Annotated in this window: 16 protein-coding genes and 1 pseudogene; 4 read left to right on the forward strand and 13 right to left on the reverse strand. The window is 60.0% G+C overall.

Annotated elements, in window-relative coordinates:
• Positions 1-14 precede the first annotated feature (14 nt).
• Both B5D37_RS10660 and B5D37_RS10665 read right to left on the reverse strand, forming a co-directional pair.
• Entirely contained in the window at positions 15-314 is a 300-nt protein-coding gene (locus tag B5D37_RS10660) for a lipoprotein (RefSeq protein WP_078758714.1), read from the reverse strand.
• Between the two features lie 8 nt (positions 315-322).
• Positions 323-778: a hypothetical protein gene (locus B5D37_RS10665; protein WP_078758715.1), complete on the reverse strand. Its 456-nt coding sequence runs from the start codon at positions 776-778 to the stop codon at positions 323-325.
• Positions 779-870: 92 nt separating this feature from the next.
• Between B5D37_RS10665 and B5D37_RS10670 the strand changes: the two genes are divergently transcribed.
• Complete coding sequence (locus B5D37_RS10670; RefSeq protein WP_078758716.1) at positions 871-1,221, forward strand: helix-turn-helix domain-containing protein; 351 nt, start codon at positions 871-873, stop codon at positions 1,219-1,221.
• Positions 1,222-1,483: 262 nt separating this feature from the next.
• On the opposite strand, the gene B5D37_RS10675 is transcribed toward B5D37_RS10670, so the two are convergent.
• The 3 genes from B5D37_RS10675 to B5D37_RS10685 form a co-directional block, all read right to left on the reverse strand.
• On the reverse strand, positions 1,484-1,942 hold the full coding sequence (locus B5D37_RS10675; RefSeq protein ID WP_078758717.1) for a JAB domain-containing protein: 459 nt from the start codon (positions 1,940-1,942) through the stop codon (positions 1,484-1,486).
• Between the two features lie 231 nt (positions 1,943-2,173).
• The gene (locus B5D37_RS10680) at positions 2,174-2,611 is read right to left on the reverse strand and encodes a hypothetical protein (protein WP_078758718.1); all 438 of its coding nucleotides are present in this window, start codon (positions 2,609-2,611) and stop codon (positions 2,174-2,176) included.
• 37 nt (positions 2,612-2,648) lie between these two features.
• A complete protein-coding gene (locus tag B5D37_RS10685; RefSeq protein ID WP_078758719.1) occupies positions 2,649-3,782 on the reverse strand; it encodes a DUF4062 domain-containing protein in 1,134 nt (377 codons plus the stop codon).
• 210 nt (positions 3,783-3,992) lie between these two features.
• On the opposite strand from B5D37_RS10685, the gene B5D37_RS15260 reads away from it, so the two are divergent.
• On the forward strand, positions 3,993-4,403 hold the full coding sequence (locus tag B5D37_RS15260) for a GNAT family N-acetyltransferase (protein WP_425478053.1): 411 nt from the start codon (positions 3,993-3,995) through the stop codon (positions 4,401-4,403).
• A gap of 64 nt (positions 4,404-4,467) precedes the next feature.
• Here B5D37_RS15260 and B5D37_RS10695 read toward each other — a convergent pair whose 3' ends face one another.
• The 3 genes and pseudogenes from B5D37_RS10695 to B5D37_RS15270 all read right to left on the reverse strand — a co-directional run bounded on the left by B5D37_RS10695 (position 4,468) and on the right by B5D37_RS15270 (position 8,480).
• Positions 4,468-7,776, reverse strand: a complete 3,309-nt coding sequence (locus B5D37_RS10695; RefSeq protein WP_078758720.1) for an Eco57I restriction-modification methylase domain-containing protein — start codon at positions 7,774-7,776, stop codon at positions 4,468-4,470.
• A gap of 65 nt (positions 7,777-7,841) precedes the next feature.
• Positions 7,842-8,010, reverse strand: a pseudogene (locus tag B5D37_RS15265) (IS1595 family transposase); the annotation flags it as partial.
• Between the two features lie 374 nt (positions 8,011-8,384).
• Positions 8,385-8,480, reverse strand: coding sequence for a helix-turn-helix domain-containing protein (locus B5D37_RS15270; RefSeq protein ID WP_425478051.1), 96 nt, complete (start codon positions 8,478-8,480; stop codon positions 8,385-8,387).
• Positions 8,481-8,883: 403 nt separating this feature from the next.
• On the opposite strand from B5D37_RS15270, the gene B5D37_RS10700 reads away from it, so the two are divergent.
• A complete protein-coding gene (locus B5D37_RS10700) occupies positions 8,884-10,275 on the forward strand; it encodes a site-specific integrase (RefSeq protein WP_078758721.1) in 1,392 nt (463 codons plus the stop codon).
• Positions 10,276-10,369: 94 nt separating this feature from the next.
• On the opposite strand, the gene B5D37_RS15275 is transcribed toward B5D37_RS10700, so the two are convergent.
• The 3 genes from B5D37_RS15275 to B5D37_RS10715 are packed head-to-tail and all read right to left on the reverse strand — an operon-like array spanning position 10,370 to position 13,202.
• A complete protein-coding gene (locus B5D37_RS15275) occupies positions 10,370-10,723 on the reverse strand; it encodes a ubiquitination-like system serine protease family protein (protein WP_425478052.1) in 354 nt (117 codons plus the stop codon).
• A complete protein-coding gene (locus B5D37_RS10710) occupies positions 10,711-12,114 on the reverse strand; it encodes a ThiF family adenylyltransferase (protein ID WP_078758722.1) in 1,404 nt (467 codons plus the stop codon). Before B5D37_RS10710 ends, B5D37_RS15275 begins: the two co-directional genes overlap by 13 nt.
• On the reverse strand, positions 12,111-13,202 hold the full coding sequence (locus B5D37_RS10715) for a multiubiquitin domain-containing protein (RefSeq protein WP_078758723.1): 1,092 nt from the start codon (positions 13,200-13,202) through the stop codon (positions 12,111-12,113). Before B5D37_RS10715 ends, B5D37_RS10710 begins: the two co-directional genes overlap by 4 nt.
• Before the next feature lie 134 nt (positions 13,203-13,336).
• Here B5D37_RS10715 and B5D37_RS10720 point away from each other — a divergent pair, with 134 nt between their 5' ends.
• Positions 13,337-13,618, forward strand: coding sequence for a helix-turn-helix domain-containing protein (locus B5D37_RS10720; RefSeq protein ID WP_078758724.1), 282 nt, complete (start codon positions 13,337-13,339; stop codon positions 13,616-13,618).
• Between the two features lie 21 nt (positions 13,619-13,639).
• On the opposite strand, the gene istB is transcribed toward B5D37_RS10720, so the two are convergent.
• On the reverse strand, positions 13,640-14,416 hold the full coding sequence (gene istB / locus B5D37_RS10725) for an IS21-like element helper ATPase IstB (protein ID WP_078758725.1): 777 nt from the start codon (positions 14,414-14,416) through the stop codon (positions 13,640-13,642).
• Positions 14,413-15,426, reverse strand: coding sequence for an IS21 family transposase (gene istA, locus B5D37_RS10730; RefSeq protein ID WP_078758737.1), 1,014 nt, complete (start codon positions 15,424-15,426; stop codon positions 14,413-14,415). Before istA ends, istB begins: the two co-directional genes overlap by 4 nt.
• Between the last annotated feature and the right edge of the window lie 91 nt (positions 15,427-15,517).

Below are 15,517 nucleotides of genomic sequence, written 5' to 3' on the forward strand. Positions count from 1 at the left end.
AGTGGTGCATCCGGTTAGCGCTGACCCACAACCCGCCAGTGGCCATCCACTTCGTCAAAGACGAAGGTTCCGACCAAGTCGTCGGTCTGAGTTCGCCGGCCCATGGCAACCGTGAGCTTTCCAGTCACCGAGCACGCATAACCCGGACTGGCCTCCTCGCACTTCCCCACCTCGAGATCCTCGAAGACCGGATCCGCACCGCCCGCTTCCTCCACATACCGACCCAGCGCATCTTCGACATCGGCGTTGCCAGGGCCGGCCGCGCACGCGGACAACAACACTGCCGCCGTGGCGGCCATCAAGATCTTCTTCATAGGGTTCCTCACTGGATCAGGTTGCAGTGGCCGGCTGCCGGCTCGGCATTGCCGGGCTGCAGCTCGAGGTTGGAGACAGTGCCGCTGGCGTCGACCAGGAACACCAGTTCGCTTGGCGAGGCCGAGGAGTCGTGGGAGCGCTCGACGAGGTAGGCCAGGGCCACCTGATCATCGATGGCGTAGACCTTTCCGTAGCGGACCAAGCCGGCGTGCTCCGGCGGAAGCGCGATGAGCTCACCGTTCAAGGTGATGGCTGTGGTGAAGCCCGGGCCTTCGGTCTGCCCGATGACGCCGATCGCGGTCGGGATCGTGTCCGGCCCCTCGGCCTCGCCATGGGCATGGCTCCAGGAGAAAGCCACTCCTTCTTGTGCGCGCTCCTTGATCTGGCACGACAGCGACTGGCCGGCTTGCGCGGTGCCCACCATCAGAAGTCCAGCCACCAGCACGGTGATCTTTCGTTTCATCCTTACCCCCTCTCTCTATTTGCGTTCACCGCAAATGACGGGGTAACCTTACGCAGGCAAACTTCGCGGAGTCAACGTCTCGTGTCTCCCGGATGCCCGCAGCCCTTCCCACCCCCAGCGCCTTGGGTCGCCGCCTCCGGGCTGCGCGTTTGGCGAAGGAGTGGACGCAGGCCCAGCTCGGCCAGCGCTTGCTGGGGCTGGACGAGGACGACCCAGGCACCGCCGCGCCCAGGATCAGCCGCTACGAGCGTGGCATGCACACGCCTGACCTAGACACCATTGAGCGCTTGGCCAAGCTGTTGGATTTGCCGGCGGCCTACTTCGTCGCGTCGTCAGACACGGTTGCGGAAGCCATTTTGGTCATCTCGCAGCTGCCCCCGCGCAAGCAAAAAGAAGCGCTGGCGCTCCTGAAAGAACTCCAAGGCAGCGATAAGTCGCGCTAAAAAGTGAAGCCCCCAACCGGGGGCTTCTGTCGCTGAGGCGCTTGGTGGCGGTGGTATCCCTGCCGCCAGCCCCCTTCCAGGTGCCGGCCGTCTTGTGTCGGCCTGACATGGTCCTTTCTGATTTCGCTCTAAGCGGGTGCGATGGCTTCGGCGACAAATGCAGCTTCGCTCACGCGCCCCAGCTTAGAAGTAGGGTCCTCACGGAACGGGTTGTAGGAAATCTCCTCTGGTGGGGCGCATACCCACCAGAGGAGCTGGGTCGTTAGACCCAGCCTCGAGCGGCGAGGCTCGTGAAGCCTTCGCTGCTCACCACGAAGTGGTCCAGCAGCCGGATTTCGACGAGTGCCAGTGCCTGCTTCAGGCGGGCCGTCACCGCCCGGTCGGCCGCGGAGGGCTCAAGGTTGCCCGAAGGGTGGTTGTGGAAGGCCACGATGGCCGATGCGTTGATCAGCAGTGCGCGCCGGACGACCTCGCGGGGATGCACCTCGGTGCCGTCGATCGTGCCGTAGAAGAGATCATCCACCGCCAGGATCTTGTGGCGGTTGTCGAGGAACAGGCATCCAAAGACTTCGCGGGCGTGGTGGCCGCAGTGGGCACGGAGGTAGTGTCCTGCTTCACTAGGCTCTGCGACCTTGCCTAGGCGCTTCAGGCGGCGCAGGTGGATGGCTTCGGCGGCGGCGAGGATCTGGTCTTCTTCGGTCTTGCTGGTCTTGGTTCGCATGGTTCCGTCTCCCAAGGCGACATGCCTCGTGGGAGCCAGTCAGCGACCCGTCGGCCTGGCTGACACCCGTAAGCGAGCACCGCGACAGCGGCGCGCAGCGTGGGTCGAAACGAAGTGGAGAAGGGCTTGCCCCTTGTCTGACTGGCAGGGGCGCTAGGGTCCCAATCAAGAGGCCCAAGCCGTGGGAGTGCCGTGCGAGCTACCGGGATTCCGCTGGACCTACAGCACAGGTCAGCGCTGCTGCCCTCGCCTGTCTACCTCCAATAGAGTGCCGAGGCTGACAAACGGTCGAGACTCGTGGAACAACTCGGCGGACCATTGCTCATAGCGGCGCACGCGATGGGGGCCGTCTACCTCCTGGCCAACACCGCAGATCGCAGGCCCTGCTTCCGTGAGCATCAGTGTCGACGTAAGAAGTGCATCGGTTGTCGGGGTTTCGTCCTCGACCAGGGGGAACCAGCCAAACGCCGGCACAATCGCAATCACCGCAGACATACCTGCCGCGATTTCATGCACCCAGCCAGCACGCTCGCCGCTCAGCATCAAGAAGCCTTGGGTGGCTTCTCGATAGGTCACGCGCAGCGCCCAGCCGCCCCGGAACTTGAAAAGCTGCCCAGGCAGGACGTCCATGGGGGATATCTCAGCGAATGCATGAGCTGGCAACTTCATTTGACCTCCTGATGTTCATGTGTCGCCGTCGCAACAACTAGCGATCGGTGGCCTTCCACCTACGCCTCAGCAGAGCTACGAGATCTTCTGCAATGCGCTGCGTGTCCATTGCCAAGGCCGCGCGAGGTGCATGGGCCGGCTGGAGCATCACTGGCCGCTCGCGCTCCTCCTCGCGACCGAGCGAGTCGAATGAACCACCATTCGGGCTGGCGGCTTGCTCAGCGCGGGTTCTCCAACCCATTCCACCCTGCCCTGTCACGGCCGCGCACAGGGCGACGTGGGTGATGCGTTGAGTTGAGTCAATGTGCTCCAGCAGCCAGCCACCGAATGCCAGCCCGGCAGGCAGCCGATCGGCGACCTCCTCCTCAATCACCGCTGAGAAGCCGGCGCCATGCGATTCGGTAAGTGGCAACAGAAGCTGGATATCCCCTGTTGGCCACAAAACGACTTCCGCACGCGTGCCGCCTCTGGCCTCTTGGAACACCACCAACGCATCAGAACGGAGTTGACTGTCGGCGCCATGGCGAGTGTCAAAGATCGGACGGGGTCCGAACATGGTCTGCTGCTGGATGGCTTGACGGAGCGATGGGCCTTCAAGCTCAGTTGGCCGAAGAATGCTGGCTTCAGGACCGGCAGCAACTACCAAGTGCAAGGCGTTGTCGGAAGAGTAGTGTCCTCGAGAAGGCTTCGGCATGAGCGCTTTGGCCCTGCGTGCGAGTGCTTCGGGATCCAAAGGGGCTGCGGCGTGCGCCAAGACATGTCGATGAAGCGCGCGGGTCACGTTCCTGTGTAGATCTTCCGCCGTTGAAAAGTTGTCTCGAAAGAACCCGCCTTCCCATGACCCGGTCTCAGCGATGAGATCCGCTTGGTCCGCCTCGACCTCCCCGTCTTGAACGAAGACAAGGATGGGCTTGCTGCCACGCGCCTCCCGATACTCTTCGTGGGTTGCCGAAAGCCCGGACGGCTGCCTGGCTCCATACCGCGCTCCCAGCACCAGCACCACCAAATCTGCACTGCGCACGGCCTGCAGGCAAGCCACTTGTGGGGAACTGGCCTTGGCGCCGAAATCCTCGGCAATGATTGGCTCATGCCCCAAGTTATCGATCGCAAGCTTGGCAGCCGCCCGCTCGTCCTCCATGCCGGTGATCAGGGAACTGATAAAGACCTTCATGCGTCGTTCCTAAAGGAGCCCCGAAAGCAGTCTACGGCTCCTAGCAGCAATCACGGACAGGACCCGCTACCAGCCAAGGCGATACTGAGGCATTGTCTAGCCAACGCCCGCAGATGGGTCCACTTCCGATGTCACGTAGCAATGAAGCTCACGCTCCGGCTTGCCACTGACGAAGAACGCGAGTTCTGTGAGGCTCTTAGCCGCAACAACATGCATGGATACCTCGCCAAAAGAGGTATCGCTTGGGACTCGACTCGCTTCCATGTGAGCTGGAAGGACTTTGAGAACCGTATGATTGTGGCGGGGGCCGACGTAGTCGGCCTTATGAGACTCCTGCCTGAGCAAGATGCCTTGGGCCTCAGGGATCTCCAGGTGCTTCCCCAGCACCAAGTCATGGGGATCGGCACTTGGGCTGTGCATCAGGCTCAACTGGCTGCTACCCATCGAGCGTTCAAGCGGCTACAGCTCCGCGTCTACGAGGAAAACCCAGCTAGAGCCTTCTACGCTCGTATGGGGTTCCGTGAAGTGTCGGTAGTCGGCGGCAGGGTCCATATGGTTTGGGCAGTGCCTCTTGGCGCACTTAAAACAAGGCTCTGTTCGCGTTGCGTGTTGGTGCGGTAGCCTAAATAAGAAAAAGGGCCCGGTTAAGGGCCCTTTTAAATTCAAGCAGTTTAGATCTACTGATCTAGCTTTTAAGTAGCCTTTTTGGCTTTGCAGCCAGTGGCTGGCGAAGGCCAACAAGCCAGGTCTCCATCAAAGCATCAGCCATCTTCCGGATCTCATCGACGATCACGCCACGCTTTATGGCGTCCGCCTCCTTATGGGCGACTTCTACCTTGTCGGCAAGGTCCAGATGATCCTGGTCTGTTTGGTCAAAGCGAGGCAGCCGCATGTGCTTGAAGATGTTGCCGACCTGGATGGCCACGTTGTGGCTCTCAACGAACTCAGCAACCGTTGTCGAGTTAAGGATGCCGCAGAGGTAATGCGCTTCGGCTTTGTTATCCAGTGCCACAAAGAAGATCTTGTGATCCGGAACGTAGGGGCGTTTGCCAATCAAGGGGACATTGGCGCTACCGGCAACGGCGGCACTGAACTTCCCGGACATTTCCGCCCAGATGACTTTCCATGGCTTGAAGGAAAATTCGCCAACATTGTAAATGGCGTAATACGGAGCGCCCATTGACGACATTCGACCTCGGTATGTGGAGCGCCGTTCTAGTAGCTCATTGCCCTTTTTATTGAAGTGGTTGAGATAGGCCCTGGTGTTCTTCAAAGACTGGAACTCAATCGCTGCCTTCTCAAAGTCTGCTTTCTTGATCCCCTTGTTAGGGACGATAGCAAACAGTTCATCGGCGGGCTGTAAGTAGCACGGCTGGAAATCAGCGGCGCCCTTGATCAGGGGATGGAGCCAGTTGGGCTCGATCCAAGCTCGGCGAGCAGGGCCAATGTCAGTCCTGCCAGCTTCTGACCTGGATTCGATCTGGACAAGCTTATCGGTCTTGTTCTCGTCTAACACCTTGACGAAGTAGATGCCGTTTAGGTCAACCGTAATGCCCTTGCGACCCTCAACCCAAGTCGTCTCTTCGACCTGCGCCATTGGTTGCAATAGGGCAAACCTCCCTGTGGGTAAGATTGCCCACGGAGAGCCGCCGCCTGAAATAGGGTCTGCATCCATAGCAATGCGAACCGTGAGGCTCAGAACCTTCTCGAGCGACAACGCAGGATTGATAGACCGGCTTTCACGCTTTTTGCGGCCATGCTTGTCTAGCTCTTGCTTCTCTTTTGCATCCCAAAGTCGATACGGGACGGGATATTTGGGCGGCCGTGTCGTCTTCTCGAATACAGCAACAGCAGTCTTGTTGGCAGCATCCGGAAAGGGCTTTAATGCCTTCATGTCATCGACGCTCACAGGCACGAGGTTGCCGCTGTCATTGATGCGGAAATTGCGAAATCCGGAAGATGACGGGTTTTGGAATACGGACTGGGTGATCACGAACGCCAACTTGCCGCCTTCCTTCAGCCACTTGTCGCCCGCGGTGTAAGTGATCATCGCGGAAATATCTAACTCGTTGCCGCCGTGATGCTTGGTCTTGGAGAAGATGTCATATCCATTACAGACGTCCTTGACGCGATCACGATAAGCCTCCGGAAGACTGGACCATCGGACCCACGGTGGATTGCCAACGATTGCGTCGAATTTCCCAGCAGTGGCAGACCAGAAGAAGTTGCGAACAATCCGAAACCAGATGCCATTCCAGTTTTTGCGGTGAAGATTGAGCACTTGATCGTAGGTTTCGTGCAGCGGGAGCGCCCAGTCTTTTCCTTCCTCTTCTGAGACAAGGTCCGATGTAAGCAGCAAGGCCTGGACCGTATGGAATTCTTGGTCTAGCTCAACTTGTTCGCCCATGGCTTCAAGCACGGCATCCAAGCGCTCACGATTGAACGCCAAGGGAGCCGGGAGCTTGATCTTCAAGTTGGCCTGGTTACTTCCAATCTCGTAAGGAACCATCTTTTGACCTTCAACCGGATCGGGAGCAGGTGAATAGATGGCGTCCGCGAGTAAGACGGGGATCTCAATCGTGGTGCCTGGTGCTTCTTTCAGTAGATCGGCAATCTCCATGAGAAAATTGACGCGTGCGGTCTGGACCGCCAGCGGGTTTAGATCGAACCCCCACACTTCACTACATAGCGCCTTGATAGTTTCCTCTGCGCCAAGCCCGTTGGCCTTGGCTTCCTTTTTCTTGTGCCTCAATAAGGCAATGAGGAAGGCTCCCGACCCGCAGGTTGGATCAAGATAGCGCTTGCCCAGCCAAGGCCCGTCTTTGACTTGATCAACGGTGAAGTCAACCAGCCAATCAGGGGTGTAGAACTCACCCAGGCTCTTGCGCAAGGTTTCTGGCACCAGGTCTTGATAGAAGTCGCGGAGGGTGTCGCGCTGGCGGTCTAAATGATCGGTGCGATACAGCGCCAACTTGCCAAGCAAGGCCTTGAGCGACTGCACAAGATCCGCTTGATACCGCTTGTCTTTGCCCGCTTCCAGATACCAACTGAAAATTGCCTCCTCAACGAACCCGTTGATGTTTGACCCACTGAAAAGGCGTCCACCCTCGATATCTGTTTCGAGCTTTTGGAGCAACTGGTCTGGCGTAAGCAGCGCGCACATCGCTTCTGCCGGCGCTTTCTCCGCAGTCAAGTTGTGAGCAGATACAATTTCTGCAGCAAGCAATTTGATCAACAGCGAATTGTAGGAATGGATGACGAACAGTCGGCCAGACAAGCTTTGTTTGGCGGGGCCAATCCATGCAAAGTTGAGCACCTTATCGATGGCTGCTTTTTGATCAGCGGTAAGGTCTGCCACTTGGCCGTAGAGGCTCTTCCACTCCTCGTAAAGCATCTTGATCTTGGAGCTTTCTGGATCATTCAATGCAGCGGAGAGCGCATCAGAGAACACCTGCATAACGCCGGTCGCCACCTGCGAGCCGTGGCCAAAGTCCCGGATCAGGTTGGAAGATTCAACTGCCGGCCTTGTGCTATCGAGGCAAGCATTTATCACCAAGCCAACCGATTCAACCGAGAAAGGAAGAAGGTGGCCAGAATGGATAGTCCCGTCCCGCACCTGGGTGAAACAAAGGTGCTCACCGTCAATGGCGATGCCAATGAAGTCTGCCTGGGGGAGACCCTGCTGCTCGGCTAATGACTTGATGTAGGGCAGCAGGCGCTTATCCGTTGCTTCTGTAAACTTGGCGCTCTTATCGCTGCCCCTGAAGAGACCAGGCCCCTTGAACTCAATGACGACATTGTTGTAGCTGCTGTCGCGTCTCTGCCGCTCGGCCTCGAAATCAAAGCCGGTGGCCTGCTCCAAAGCACTAATCCAGGCGACGCGGACTTCTTCTTCCCCCTGCCATAGCTTGCGCCTCTTGCGATCAATCGCCTTGAAGGCTTGCAAGACGACGGCAGGATCGGCTACAGGTGGGACAACAGGTTTTGCAGCCATTGGGCGACTCCGGAAAGTTAACTCTCCTTTTTCTACCCTAAAAATGGCCAGTGTCAATGGCCAGGTTAGTCGCCCAGTGCTCCGGTCAAGAACTTCTTCGGCGTAGGACGAGTTTTCGGCACATCGAGATAGCGATGCCAGCCCAGGTAGTTCGGCAGGTTCTTGGTGGCCACACCGCGAAACCGGAACATCCAGCCAGCGACTGTCGTAAGCATTGACATTTTGGATGTGGTAGACCTCGCCCTTGCCCTTCTTCTTGGGGTTGGCGGGCACGCAACGCAGTTCGATGCCTGCGGCCTTGGAAAGCGTGCGGTAGGCGCTGGCGTTGTCAGAACAGAGCACCGCATCCGCGGTCAGCGCAGGCACCAGCACCACGCCGATATCCCGCCCCGTGCGTGAGGGCAACACTTGGGTCAGGGTCTTGCCGGTGGAGCGATCACGAGCCACCAGAACGGGGATCTACTCTCGCGACAACCCGCGCTGGCTCGCAGGTTCTCCCGGGCTCTTGGACTTGCGGGGCATGCCCTTCTTCCGGCCCTTAACGCTCTCTCGGAAGAACGTTTCATCCGCTTCCACGATGCCGGACAAGTCGACCGGGTTCATTTCGCTCATGGCTTCCAGGACCGATGCCGCCAGCGAAACGCGGTAGCAACGGTTACGCCCGATGCTTCTGCTGTCTCCCGCACGGTCATGCCCGCGACCATGTATTTGGCATCCCTCCTTCCATCGGCAATATGACCGCGGAAAAGTGCGAGTTCCGATGCCTAAGAGGTCCGGCGGAATGTCGCTGCGAAACCAGACGCCCATCACAAATCAGAGATGTTCTTTAAACCGATTTTCCCCGATGCCTAGACGTCTGAAAAATGACTAATAAACACTATGGTATGTTATCCAGACATACGAGCGCTGCAGCCGACATTTTCTTTTTACAACAATAGCTTGCCCACTGGTCGCAGCCACAATTCACAAGTCGATTACGACCACATTTAATCACCTACAACCCAACGCCTAAGGCAACAATATCCCTGCCTTTGGCAGTCATTTTTGCTGTTGACGGTTTTTCGGGCTGGCCTATCACAGTTGTAGTTGCCCGCCACGAGAAACCAGATGAACCTGAAACCTGACAGCAAGTTGGACACCTACATCGACCAGCCCTTCGGATCGCTGCGCATGCGCCGGGTTCGTATCGGTCGGATTGAATTCGAGGATATCGAGATCGCAGGGCGGGAAGCGGCGATCAACCTGCAGGAGCTCTTCCACACCGCAGTTGAGCGAACCGGGCGCCGGCGGGTCGGCAAGGACGGCACGCGCTACCCCGAGCCGCTGCCAATGGGAGCGCCCGCCAGGCTCCTCTCAGTCGAGGTCTCCGACTACCTTTCGGACATGGTCCGCCGCAATCTTCAGCCGCACACGGTCAAGGCGGCGGGACGCACCCTGCAGATCCTCACGATGGCCTGTGGCGACATCCCGGTGTCGAGGATCGACCACAAGCACATCTACACCCTGTGGGATCTTCTGCGCTGGGCACCACCGAACCTCACTTCCGATGACGCCTACCGCGGCATGTCAGTGGAGTCGATCATCATGCTTGGCCAGAAGGCACGAGTGGTCAGCCCGGCGCACTCAACGTTCGAGCTGCATCGCCGGTTCCTGACCACTTTCTTCACCCGCCTGGTGAAGGCACGTGCCATCGCCTTCTCGCCCATGGATGCATTCGGCGAGTCAAAGAAGGACTTGGTGGAGGACCCGAACAAGCCTGAGCGGCTCTTCAGCGATGAGGACCTGCAACGCATCTTCAACCCAGACATCTTTGTGCCCTGGGCGATCAAGTTCCCGCACCGCTGGTGGGGACCGATCTTGGGCTTGTATACCGGCGCCCGCATCAATGAAGTCGCGCAGCTGAAGGTCGCCGACATCCTGCAGGAGCGGGGCGTGTGGTGCCTGGCTATCCGAAAGACGATGGACGAGGACCTAGTGGGTAGCAGTGGACCCAAGAGCCGACAGCGCCTGAAGGGCAAGTCATCGGTGCGGCGGATCCCCATCCCCCAGCCGGTGCTCGACGCCGGACTGCTGGACTTCCTGGCTGACATGCAGGCGTTCGGGCACCCTCGCCTGTTCCCGCATCTATCGGCCGGGGTGAACCGGACGACGGGTGAGACCAATGCGCGCTACAGCCAAGGTCTGCTCAACCAGTTCGGAAGCTACCTCAAAGAGCTGGGATTTCCGAAGGGCGTGGCCTTCCATGCTTTCCGCCACACCTTGTCCACCGAGCTCGACAACCAGGGCGTGCCTGCGGAGGAGATCGCTTTGATCACGGGGCACTCAGTGATCAAGCGGGTTCCGGTGCTGCAAGACAACTACTACCACCGCAAGCCCGATGCTGTGCGGGTGAGGCAGGCGAACGCGCTTGCGCTATACAGGCCAGCGGTCGAGCTGCCGGTGTATCGGCGCGGACAGTTCGCCAGTCGCTTGTCGCCTGACGCAAAGGTGTATCCGTAGCAACGGGCGGGGAGTAGGCCCGCCAGAATTCTATTACGGTGCGGCAGATAGCCGACATGCGTTATTTGCCCAAACGCCGCGTTATCACTAACCCTCAAGCCCGCCGACTGCCAACCCAGATTACTCTCCCACCTCTAACCCAGAAGTGAGAGCGGCATCCGACGTTCCTCCAAACTGAGGGATGCAAAGTCGGCTTACGGCGGCTTCCGCGCAAGTCCCAACGTGGCTTCACGTCTCGGGACAGTGTCAACTCGATGACCTCACCACAGCCGCATGGACATAGCATAGCGGCGGACCACTCCATCCCTTCATCCATCATGCGAACGAGCGTCTTCTTTTCGATCAATGCAGGCAGCTCATCCCCGTTGACCTCAACAATCTTAAGGTCATAGCGCCACCAACCGGTGATCCATATGCAAGCGCGGCGCAAAGCAGTCAGGATGTGCATCGGAGATCCTCGAGTGCTGGTAAGCCCAGCAACGGCGAGCCCAAGCCTGTGGCGTAGTCTGAAGAACGAACTGCTACAAACGTGTCTTCCGACAGAACCGTGAGTTCGCCATCCACGAGGTCAAACTCAATGCGCGCATACTGTTGGCTTGGTTCGGACCGATACGGATATGCCCTAGCCACAAATTCCTGCACGGCAAAGCTCGCAGCAATCATGTTGACGGTGATGACCGAAGGTGCCTGTTCCTGCGTGCCTGGCATGTAACCCTCCCCGACCTGCCCCGCATGTGCCTCCGGATCGACCTCGCGCAGATACTCAGCGGCTAGGAGAGCGGGGGTATAGACCCCGCGATCAGACAGTGTTGAGCCCAAAGGTTGGACGTAGTCCACTCGTCCGCAGATGTTAGAAATAATCGCCCCCCTTGGCGGGTGGCGGACCGGTATAAGCACTCCCACATCAAATAGAGGCTGGATTGCGCAAGTTGCCAGCCGATCCGCCAAATGGCGGCCGTCATAGCTATCAACGCAGCCAAAAAGAATGTCCGCTTGGGCCGCCAGTTCTATTGCCTCGGTGTCGCCAAGGCGTTTCGCGCACGCAACGACTTCGGTGTCGGGATGGCTCAATGCGGCGGAAGCCTTGAACACCTCGACCTTGGCACGTCCATCGCGTGCATCCTGCAGTGTGGTGTTCAGAATTCTATTGAGGTTGCGGTGCTCAACTTTGTCATGATCGATCACGATCAACTTGCCGACGCCCAACCGCAAAAGCTGTTCGGCCACGATACTCCCGGTGCCGGAAATTCCTATCACAGCAATCGATAGCTTCTTCAGTTCGTCACGCATCTCCTCGGTGAACGCCATGGGGCGCGGACCGCTACTTGTCTGATCTCCCCAGAAAAACCGGATGTCGTCGCCGTAGACTGCGACCAAGTCGACGGGGCACGAAGTGTTGGCGCGGTCATAGAGTCGCGCTCGCATCGCGCCGTCAGGCGTCATGACGGCGCTGCCGTGCCACAGACCTTCTCCCGCATCGGGACGTCCAAACGGGAAGAGGTAAGGCATTACGCCTTGATCGGCTTCGTCATCCGTGTCCGAGAACCCTAAGTAGCCACCAGGATGCGAATGCACAAGGATCAGCGAAAGGCCTTCGATCTCTGCTCGCTCCTGCCATACGTCCAGAACATCCGCCGGCCAAGTAATGCGAATTGAGCTTCGCGCGCAATCCTCATGGGGGACTAGGGCCACCTCGCGCACAAGCAACTTGAGATGCCCGCCCTGCACCCGGGTGCACGCCAAGACGGCGGCGGCTTCCTTGCCGTCGCCAGGAAACAGATGTTCGAACAGGCGGACGTGATCCGCCCCAGCCATTACCAATGTGCTAGCTCGGTTCATGCACCCACCTCACGGCCGATCGAATGCTCGATCAAGGCAAAGTGGCTTGCGAGATTGTCCACGCCCGGGCACCAGGCGCTTCCGGCGCCTCGATGACGTGACCAACGCTGAAATACCACTCCGTTGATGGGCTGACGGTGCCCTGTCTGGGGCGGTGACACCCCGTTGATCTGCAGAGCCGGATCACAGAAGAACATGTCCAACTGCGCGGCCGGATAATTCAGTGGCATGTCTACTGCGAGCCGGCAGGTAGAAGTGTTATAGCCGGCAGGCAACGGATAGTTGTCCACGATCAACCAGCGTTGGCCGTCGACAATGGTGTGCCACTGATACCCCGAGGTGGCGAGGAACGTAGCATCGGCGGCTAAGAGACTGAAATCGCGGCGCGGTTCCTTCGAACCATCACCGTTGTCCACGTGCGAGGGGCGAACACGGAGACGCTCCACACCAGGCTCGCTCAGGTCGATGGTATCCATCTGCTGGACGTCGCGTATCGGCGCACCCTTGACCTTGAACTTGATCGTCCAAGCCTTGCTGGGATCAAAACCGGCCTTGATGATCGCGTCGCGCACGAGCACGCGCGGGTTGTCCCACTGAGTCGTCTCACCTTGAACTTCCAGTGTCCATACGCGCTTGCGGGTGTAGAAGCGCTCCACGCCCTCTCGATCTAGATCGACGCGCGTTCCTTCAAGCACCCGTCGATCCGGTTCATCATGGCGTTCTTGCCAGAGCTCCACTGCGCTGTCGACTCTCCCGACCCGCATCAGAGTGTCGAGATCCAACGGACCGGCCCAGGCATAGCGCTCCTCGTCCAGCACGAAATACGACACTCCATCGGCACGGATCGCGAAGTATTCGAGCACCTGCCCCGCTCTGGGCAAGGCGAGCACCTCTTCCAGCCCAATCTCCCGAGTTGGCCCCCTGGTCGGCCAGTGCAGTAGCGCGTATGCCGAGGCCGGTCGCAGTCCGGCAGCGTTGAGAACTTGTTCACCCGTGGGGGTGCGATCCAGAAGAGCAACCAACTCGCCATTGAGTCGAACGGTGGGGGTATGCTTCGCCACATCAGGCGGACGCGACATCTCGTTCATGTTCACTCCTTAAAGGCACAGTTTCGTTCGGGATATCGAACTTGGCCCCAGCGTGACAGCGTCGAGGTTGTCTTGTCAACCGGTATTTTTTTGTTCGTTATAGCGTATAGTGACCGACTGCTAACGGAGACGTCATGCCCTCAGTGTTAGGCGAGAAGATACGTGCGCGTCGCACGGAGATGGGTTTGAGCTTGGACGATCTGGCCGAGGCCACCGGCTCTAGTAAAGGCTACCTATGGGAGATCGAGAACCGAGAGAGTCCTAATCCTTCGGCGGACAAGCTGATCAAGATTGCAGCTGCCCTGGGACTGACTGTGGACTTTTTGCTAGAGACCAACCTCGCGCCGCCGGACGAGCAGATCCTGTGTCAACGCCGACTCAAATCTGACCCACTTGCTCCCGTTATCGCCGATTGAAATCTGACCCACCCTGGGCCTTCAAGTAGTGCCCTGCGGCCGCACTGTTCCGGCCTTGCGCTTGTCCTTCAGCCGATAGCTGTCGCCGCTGATCTGCACGATGTGGGCGTGGTGCAGCAGCCGGTCCAGCAGGGCCGCGGTCAGGGTTGCGTCGTCGGCCAATGCGCCGGCCCACTGCGGGAACGGCAGGTTGCTGGTCAGGATCATGCTGCCGCGCTCGTAGCGTTTGGCGACGACATTGAAGAACAGGCTGGCTTCCTCCCGGCCGAACGGCAGGTAGCCCAACTCGTCGACGATCAGCAGCCGCGGGCCCAGCACCGCGCGGTTGAAGTACTCGCGCAGCCGCCCTTGGGCGTTGGCCGATGCCAGCTGCAGCATCAGGTCGGCCGCCGACAGGAACCGCGTCTTGATACCCGCGTGGACGGCGCGCATCGCCAAGGCGATCGCCAGGTGCGTCTTGCCCACGCCCGATGGCCCCAGCAGCACCACATTCTCGGCGCGCTCGATGAAGGCCAGCGTCGCCAGCTCCATCACCTGCGGCTTGGACACGCCCGCAGCAAAGCCGAAGTCGAACGCCTCCAGCGTCTTCACCGACGGCAGCGTGGCCAGCTTCTGCAGGGTCTGGCGGGTGCGCTCGGTGCGGGCGGCCATCTCCGCCTGCAACGCCTGCTCCAGAAACTCGCCGTAGCTGGTCTCGGTCGCGACCGCGTGCTGGGCCAAGGCCGGCCACTGGGCGGCGATCGCCGGCAGGCGCAGCTGCTCGCACAGCGCCTGCACCCGGTCGTGCTGCAGGTTCATGCCGTCGCCTCCATCAACTCGCCGTACACCGACAGCGGATGCTGGATCGACGGGAACGGCAGCACCCGGGCGGCCAGGGCGGGTGGCATCCCCCGCATCATCACGCCGCCCGGCAGCGGCTGCAGGTGCTGGCGCTCATGCACCAGCAGGTCGCAGGGGCGGGCCTTGGTGGTGCCGTGCGTGCGCCGGTTCGCCACCTGGTCCAGCCAGCGGCGGACCTCGCGGTTGGCGGTCTGCACATCCAGCACCAGCCCGCCGCTGCGCAGGGTCGTTGCCAGCGGCACCACGAAGCTGCCTTTCAGGTAGCTGTTGAAGCGCTCCACCTTGCCCTTGGTACGTGCCCGGTACGGGCGGCACACCCGCGGGGTGAAGGCGCACTGCTCGGCCAAGGCCAGCATCTGCGGGTTCCACCGGTGCCGACCCGGGCCGTACACGTCGCGGTCCAGCAGCACCGGCTTGGCATTGTCGAACAACACGTGCTGCGGCACGCCGCCGAAGTAATCGAACGCGCCGACCAGCCCGGCCTCCCATGCCGGAAAGCTCTCGTCATCGCCAAAGCGCACGTAGGTCGTGCGGCTGTAGCCCAGCGTCGCCACGAAGGCGACCAGCCGGTCACGGCCGCGCCGCACCGTCGTGAAGTCCGCCTGCATCTGCTCACCCGGCGCCGTCTCGAAGCGCACCACCGGATCGGACGGCGCCCGGCGCAGCGGCGCCATGAAAGCCTTGAGCTGACTGATGCCGCCGGTGTAGCCCTGCTCGGACAGCTCGCGCAGCAGCACTGTGGCCGGAATCACGTCCGGGTGCGCCGCCGCCAGCCGCGCCCGGATGTAGTCCTCGTACGGCGCGAGCTTGGTTGCCCGTTTCGGTCGGGGCGCGTACTGCGCCTCAGCCCCGCGCAGGTACCGCCGCACCGTGTTGCGTGAGATCCCCAGATCCCGCGCGATCTCCCGTACTCCCTTGCCCTGTCGGGCCAACACTCTGACTTCCATCGCTTCCTCCTGGGTCAACATCCAGGCGGCCTCCAAAAGACCGCCATCCTCGCCCGGGTGGGTCAGTTTTCAGTCGGCGTGGGTGGGTCAGTTTTGCGTCGGCGCTAACACC

The organism is Lysobacter spongiicola DSM 21749, from assembly GCF_900167055.1.
Lineage (GTDB): Bacteria > Pseudomonadota > Gammaproteobacteria > Xanthomonadales > Xanthomonadaceae > Novilysobacter > Novilysobacter spongiicola.

Excerpts from the sequence above, each read along its gene's own strand:
- B5D37_RS10720 (WP_078758724.1), top strand. The coding sequence starts at position 13,337 with ATGCCCTCAGTGTTAGGCGAGAAGATACGTGCGCGTCGCACGGAGATG.
- B5D37_RS10710 (WP_078758722.1), bottom strand. The coding sequence starts at position 12,114 with ATGAACCGAGCTAGCACATTGGTAATGGCTGGGGCGGATCACGTCCGC.
- B5D37_RS10670 (WP_078758716.1), top strand. The coding sequence starts at position 871 with ATGCCCGCAGCCCTTCCCACCCCCAGCGCCTTGGGTCGCCGCCTCCGG.
- B5D37_RS10685 (WP_078758719.1), bottom strand. The coding sequence starts at position 3,782 with ATGAAGGTCTTTATCAGTTCCCTGATCACCGGCATGGAGGACGAGCGG.
- B5D37_RS10675 (WP_078758717.1), bottom strand. The coding sequence starts at position 1,942 with ATGCGAACCAAGACCAGCAAGACCGAAGAAGACCAGATCCTCGCCGCC.
- istA (WP_078758737.1), bottom strand. The coding sequence starts at position 15,426 with ATGTTGACCCAGGAGGAAGCGATGGAAGTCAGAGTGTTGGCCCGACAG.
- B5D37_RS10695 (WP_078758720.1), bottom strand. The coding sequence starts at position 7,776 with ATGGCTGCAAAACCTGTTGTCCCACCTGTAGCCGATCCTGCCGTCGTC.
- istB (WP_078758725.1), bottom strand. The coding sequence starts at position 14,416 with ATGAACCTGCAGCACGACCGGGTGCAGGCGCTGTGCGAGCAGCTGCGC.
- B5D37_RS15260 (WP_425478053.1), top strand. The coding sequence starts at position 3,993 with ATGCATGGATACCTCGCCAAAAGAGGTATCGCTTGGGACTCGACTCGC.
- B5D37_RS10700 (WP_078758721.1), top strand. The coding sequence starts at position 8,884 with ATGAACCTGAAACCTGACAGCAAGTTGGACACCTACATCGACCAGCCC.
- B5D37_RS15270 (WP_425478051.1), bottom strand. The coding sequence starts at position 8,480 with ATGGTCGCGGGCATGACCGTGCGGGAGACAGCAGAAGCATCGGGCGTA.
- B5D37_RS10665 (WP_078758715.1), bottom strand. The coding sequence starts at position 778 with ATGAAACGAAAGATCACCGTGCTGGTGGCTGGACTTCTGATGGTGGGC.
- B5D37_RS10680 (WP_078758718.1), bottom strand. The coding sequence starts at position 2,611 with ATGAAGTTGCCAGCTCATGCATTCGCTGAGATATCCCCCATGGACGTC.
- B5D37_RS15275 (WP_425478052.1), bottom strand. The coding sequence starts at position 10,723 with ATGCACATCCTGACTGCTTTGCGCCGCGCTTGCATATGGATCACCGGT.
- B5D37_RS10660 (WP_078758714.1), bottom strand. The coding sequence starts at position 314 with ATGAAGAAGATCTTGATGGCCGCCACGGCGGCAGTGTTGTTGTCCGCG.
- B5D37_RS10715 (WP_078758723.1), bottom strand. The coding sequence starts at position 13,202 with ATGAACGAGATGTCGCGTCCGCCTGATGTGGCGAAGCATACCCCCACC.